Here is a 5,262-nt window from a genome sequence, read left to right as displayed (position 1 = left end):
CAGCCCCCGAAGCAATCTCCTACTGGAGCGGGCAGAGTGGGTTACTGGGAACGGTTGCAGAAAGGGTGGGCAGCGGATAGAGTCCGCTCTTGCGGGGGATTGCTTCGGACGCGCCGCGCCCGTCATACAGACGAGTGAAGGAATGACTGCCGGCGCGCCCTCGCAATGACGACTGGGACAGAGGATGGCTGTGGCGTAAGAATCAACCTGTGCCAGAGCATAGCGAAAAAAGACCGGTCAGGTTGACATCTCTCTGTCGCTGTGACAATGGTTTGGCGCTCAGAAAGGCGTAGCCCTGCTACGTCTTTCAATTTTTCTTTCAATTCGTAAAATCTCAAAAGTACTTGACAAATTTTGAAAATCGCTCTAGACTATGAAAACAATTCCCAGACAGTATGGATGCCCAAGCAAGCGATTGTTCTTTTCGTTTATCACCGTGATCGTGACAGGGCAGACCCTGTGTGACCCAGTATTCCGAGATGTGCCGATCAGAAGAGGGAAAGGCGCGTGGCAGAACATCACAACGATGCGCTCCCGCCGGAAGTGCGGCGCGACCAGATTATGGCGCTGTTGCAACGCCACGGCCAAGTGACGGTGAAGTGGTGCGCCGAGCAGTTGGGTGTTTCCGAAGTGACGATTCGCAGCGATTTTGCGCTGCTCGAACGTGAAGGCTTGCTGCGAAGGGTGTGGGGTGGCGCAGTGCTCGACCGTCCGCTGTGGCCAGAAGGCAGTTTCGCGTCGCGCCTCAAGGTGCAGTCGGCGGAAAAGGAGCGGATCGCGCGGGCAGCAGCCGAACTGATCGTTGATGGTGACACCGTGATGCTCGATGCCAGCACGACGGCCTACGCCATTGCCCGCCAGATTGCCGACCGGCGCAATCTGACCATTATTACCAACGGGATGCATCTTGCGCTGGCGTTGGGGGCTAATCCGGCGATCACAACGATTGTGATCGGCGGGCAAGTGCGCGGCGATACCGGTTCGCTGACTGGCACGCTGGCCGAAGAGATGTTGCAGCGGCTGCACGCCGATAAGGGATTCTTTTCGGCGCGCGGCTTGACGGTGGCGAAAGGGTTGACCGAAAGTTCGATTCCTGAAGGGTTGTTGAAGGCCGAGATGGTGCGCCACGTTGACCGGGTGATTGCGGTGCTCGATAGCAGCAAGCTGGGCCAAACCGCGCTGACGAGCTTCTGCCCGGTTGAGGGGGTGCATCATCTGATCACTGCTGGCCCGGAAGCTGCTGAACGCAGTTCCCCTTTTACCGAGTTCTTTCCGGTCACTATCGTGTAGCGAGGAAGCTATGCAAAGTGCTCCTGTGTTGGAGATGCGCGATATTTCGCGGCGGTTCGGCAGCACGCAGGCCTTGGCCGGCGTTAGTCTGCGCCTCTACCCCGGTGAGGTGCATGCGCTGTTGGGTGAGAATGGCGCCGGTAAATCAACCCTGATCAAGATTATGACCGGCGTGTATCAGCCCGATAGCGGCCAGACTCTGCTCGATGGCCATCCGGTGCGGATCGGCAGTACGCTAGAGGCGCAGCGGTTGGGGATTGCGGCGATTTACCAAGAGCCGCTGATGTATCCCGATCTGAATGTGGCTGAGAATATCTTTATCGCTCACGCCGGGCGCGGGCCATTGGTCAATCGGGGCAAGATGTATCGCGAAGCGGAAGCGCTCTTGGCCCAGCTCGATGTGCGGCTCGATGTGCGCCAACCGGCGCGCGGCTTGAGCGTGGCCGCCCAACAAACGGTTGAGATTGCCAAGGCGTTGTCGTTGCAGGTACGTGTGTTGATTATGGATGAACCGACGGCGGCGTTGTCGGCGCACGAGGTCGAGCAGCTCTTTGCGGTTGTGCGCCGGCTGCGCGCGCAGGGGGTAGCCATTCTCTTTATTTCTCACCGGCTGGAAGAGGTGTTTGAAATTGCCGACCGGATTACTGTCTTTCGCGATGGCCGGCTGATTTCGTCGGCGCCGCGGGCTGATGTCACCGTCGAGCAAGCCATCCGCGATATGGCTGGACGCAGTGTCGAGCAGCTCTTCCCGCGTCGCCATACGGTGCGCGACGAGACATTGGTGCAAGTGCGCGATTTGGGTCGTCAAGGCGCGTTTCACGGCGTTTCATTCGACGTGCGCGCCGGTGAGGTGCTCGGTTTTGCTGGTTTGGTCGGCGCGCGCCGCACTGATGTCGGCTTAGCGTTATTTGGCATCGCTCCGGCGGATCGGGGCACGATCACGATTGCCGGCCAGCCGGTACGGATTGCTAATCCGCGCCAAGCGATGCGCCACGGCATCGCCTACGTGAGCGAGGATCGGCGCGGGCTAGGCTTGTCATTGCCAATGTCGATCGCAGCCAACATTACATTGCCCACCTTGCGCCGCTACCTTAATCCGCTGGGATTGTTGCGCCGGCCAGCCGAAATGGCCACTGCCGAAGAGTTTCGCCGCCGGCTGGCGATCCGCGCGCCCTCGGTTGAGGTGGAGGTGGGCAAGCTGTCGGGCGGTAATCAACAGAAGGTGATGTTGAGCAAGTGGCTGAATACCCGCCCCCGTCTGCTGATTCTCGACGAGCCGACGCGCGGGATTGATGTTGGCGCAAAGGCTGAGGTGCATCAGATGATCGATGACTTGGCCGCCGCAGGGATTGCGATCATTCTCATCTCTTCCGATTTGCCCGAAGTATTGGCAATGAGCGATCGGGTGTTGGTTATGCGCGAAGGCCGGCAAATGGCCATCTTTGACCGCCACGAGGCGACCCAAGAGCGAGTGTTGGCAGTGGCGATGGGCCAGCGCGATGCCGCATAGCGATGGCTGATGTGAGATGAGTAGAAACGCAGTAGGAGCGTGGTCATGCACACATGGCGACAGCGGATCCGGCCAGAGCAGATCCGCGAGCTGAGTTTGATTGGGCTGATTGTGATTGCGCTGCTGATCTTTGGTTGGCAGATCGAGAACTTTCTTTCGGCCCGCACGTTCAATCGTATTACCTCCAGCGTCGCAATTGTCGGTATGGTGGCGATTGGCCAGACGCTGGTGGTCTTGACGCGCAATATCGATCTGTCGGTGGGTTCGATCGTTGGCTTTACAGCCTACTTTGTCGGGTCGCAACTGGCTGCCAATCCCGGTCTGCCGCCGGTGATAGCGGTGGTCTTGGCCGTATTAACCGGCGGCGCGTTGGGGTTGGTGAATGGCCTGATTGTTGCCTATGGCCGGGTGCCGGCGATTATCACCACCCTCGGTACGCTGGCGATCTACCGTATGCTGCTGATCAACTATGCCAACGCGCGCACGATCACGGTCGATTCGCTGCCATCGTGGGTCGTTGAGCTGAGCCGGCAGACGCTCTTTGCGATCGGTGATTTCGCTGTCCGTCCACTGTTTGCGATCACCATCGTCACCGTGATCGGGTTTCAGTTTGTGCTGGCCTATACCGTGTTTGGCCGGCGCTTGTACGCGATTGGCTCTAACCCCGAAGCGGCTCGCTTTGCCGGTTTGCCGGCGCAACGTACCGTGTTGGCGGCGTTTGTGCTGTGCGGGATGCTGGCTGGTATGGCTGGTTTCCTCTTCCTTGCCCGTTTCGGCAACATCACCGCGGTGGCCGGGCAAGGGATCGAGCTTGAGTCGGTGGCGGCAGTCGTGGTTGGCGGCGTCAATACCTTCGGCGGTTCGGGCACGGTGCTGGGAGCGTTGCTCGGCGCGTTCCTGATCGATCTGTTGGGACAGGGGTTGCTGCGCTGGCTCGGTATCAGCGAGTTTTGGCGCGATGCGCTGCTCGGATTGCTGATCCTGCTGGCAGTGGCTTCCGACTCGGTCATTTTGGGCTGGTTGCGCCGGATCTGGGCCGCACCGGCACTGCGCGCGGAGGTGAGCAATGAAGGCTAAGTTGCGCCGCCTGCTGAGCTGGGAAGGGTTGCTGCTGGCAATTTTAGCGCTGGTGGTAGTGGTGAATGCCAACCTTGCTCCGGCGTATTTGAGCTTAAACAACCAGATCAATCTCTTTCAGTTGTCGATCGAGAAGATTATAGTTGCGTTGGTGATGGCCTTTATCATCATCAACGGCGAGATCGATCTGTCAGTGGCGTCGGTCATGGGCTTGGCCGCATGTATCGTGGCAGTGCTGTTTGATCGCGGCTTCCCGATGGAGTGGGTGATCGTAGTGGCGCTGCTAGCCGGTGCGCTCTGTGGCGCCTTCAACGGCTTTTGGGTGGCATATATTGGCTTGCCGTCGTTGGCTGTCACCCTAGCCGGGATGATCGGTTTCCGTGGTGTGGCTCGCATCTTGATCGAAGACCGTTCAATCAGCGGTTTTCCGGCGTGGTTTACCGCGCTTGGCCAACAGCCATTGATTGGCCCGTTTCCTTTTAGCCTGATCCTCTTTGCGCTGCTGTTTACGCTGGCCTTGATCGTGCTGCAATACTCTGGCGTAGGCCGCTTGGTCTATATTATAGGTCACAATGCCGCCGTGGCTCGCTATTCCGGCATCGATGTTCCCCAGCTCAAACTCGGCCTCTTTATCGCTTCTGGCTTTGTCGCTGCGCTGGCCGGCGTCTTGCTCGCCGCCCGTCTTGGTGCGGTGCGCGGCAATACCGCCGATGGCTTCGAGCTCGACATCATCACGATGGTACTGCTCGGCGGGGTGAGCATCTTTGGCGGCACTGGCAATCTGGCCGGCGTCGGCCTGTCTATTCTCGTCATCCTCAACCTGCGCAATGGGATGTCTTTGCTCAATGTGACCGGCAATGTGCAGACCGGCGTGGTTGGGATGTTGTTGATCTTGTCGGTGTTATTGCCCAATCTAGCGCAGATGGCGCGCGAACGCTGGCAGCGGCGCGCCGTGTAACGAAAGGAGGTGCAAGCTGGCGTTGAGACGAGCGTTTCATCGTAGCTGATGGTTTGCGAACAGTGGTGTTCAAGCTGTACTCGTGGTGAGAGGAGTGTGCCCATGCAGGCGACCAAACGACATCTGTTCTTTGCCGTAACGCTGATCATCGCCTTGTTGTTAGCGGCCTGTACGCCGCAATCGCAGACACCTGCGCCGACGAGCGCTCCGGCGCCAACCAGCGCTCCGGCGCCGACGACGGCCCCGACCAGTGGCGTGGTCTCGGCGACCCCCGGCCTTGATATCGACATGATCCTGTTGCCCAAGTTCCTTGGCATCGCTGTCTTCGATCAGGCTTACGAAGGCGCGGCAGAGGCCCATGCCGAGCTGGGCAACCCCGGCCAATTGATCTTCACCGGCCCGACGGCTGAGAACTCGGTGGCGGGGC

Annotated in this window: 4 protein-coding genes and 1 pseudogene; all 5 read left to right on the top strand. The window is 59.4% G+C overall.

Going from position 1 to position 5,262, the window contains the following annotated elements:
- Positions 1 to 507: 507 nt before the first annotated feature.
- Entirely contained in the window at positions 508 to 1,290 is a 783-nt protein-coding gene (locus tag U9R81_RS03470; protein ID WP_322494132.1) for a DeoR/GlpR family DNA-binding transcription regulator, read from the top strand.
- 10 nt (positions 1,291 to 1,300) lie between these two features.
- Entirely contained in the window at positions 1,301 to 2,800 is a 1,500-nt protein-coding gene (locus U9R81_RS03465; protein WP_322494131.1) for a sugar ABC transporter ATP-binding protein, read from the top strand.
- A gap of 45 nt (positions 2,801 to 2,845) precedes the next feature.
- Positions 2,846 to 3,877: an ABC transporter permease gene (locus U9R81_RS03460; protein WP_322494130.1), complete on the top strand. Its 1,032-nt coding sequence runs from the start codon at positions 2,846 to 2,848 to the stop codon at positions 3,875 to 3,877.
- Complete coding sequence (locus tag U9R81_RS03455; RefSeq protein ID WP_322494129.1) at positions 3,867 to 4,835, top strand: ABC transporter permease; 969 nt, start codon at positions 3,867 to 3,869, stop codon at positions 4,833 to 4,835. Before U9R81_RS03460 ends, U9R81_RS03455 begins: the two co-directional genes overlap by 11 nt.
- Before the next feature lie 102 nt (positions 4,836 to 4,937).
- Positions 4,938 to 5,262: pseudogene (locus U9R81_RS03450) on the top strand (sugar ABC transporter substrate-binding protein); the annotation flags it as partial.

Source organism: Chloroflexus sp., from assembly GCF_034435895.1.
Taxonomy (GTDB): Bacteria; Chloroflexota; Chloroflexia; order Chloroflexales; family Chloroflexaceae; genus Chloroflexus.
Note: the sequence above shows the minus strand (reverse complement) of the source record. Positions and strands in the feature narration are given on the sequence as shown.

What these genes read in the sequence shown, in the direction of transcription:
- U9R81_RS03465 (WP_322494131.1), top strand. Translation starts at nt 1,301, where the DNA reads ATGCAAAGTGCTCCTGTGTTGGAGATGCGCGATATTTCGCGGCGGTTC.
- U9R81_RS03460 (WP_322494130.1), top strand. Translation starts at nt 2,846, where the DNA reads ATGCACACATGGCGACAGCGGATCCGGCCAGAGCAGATCCGCGAGCTG.
- U9R81_RS03455 (WP_322494129.1), top strand. Translation starts at nt 3,867, where the DNA reads ATGAAGGCTAAGTTGCGCCGCCTGCTGAGCTGGGAAGGGTTGCTGCTG.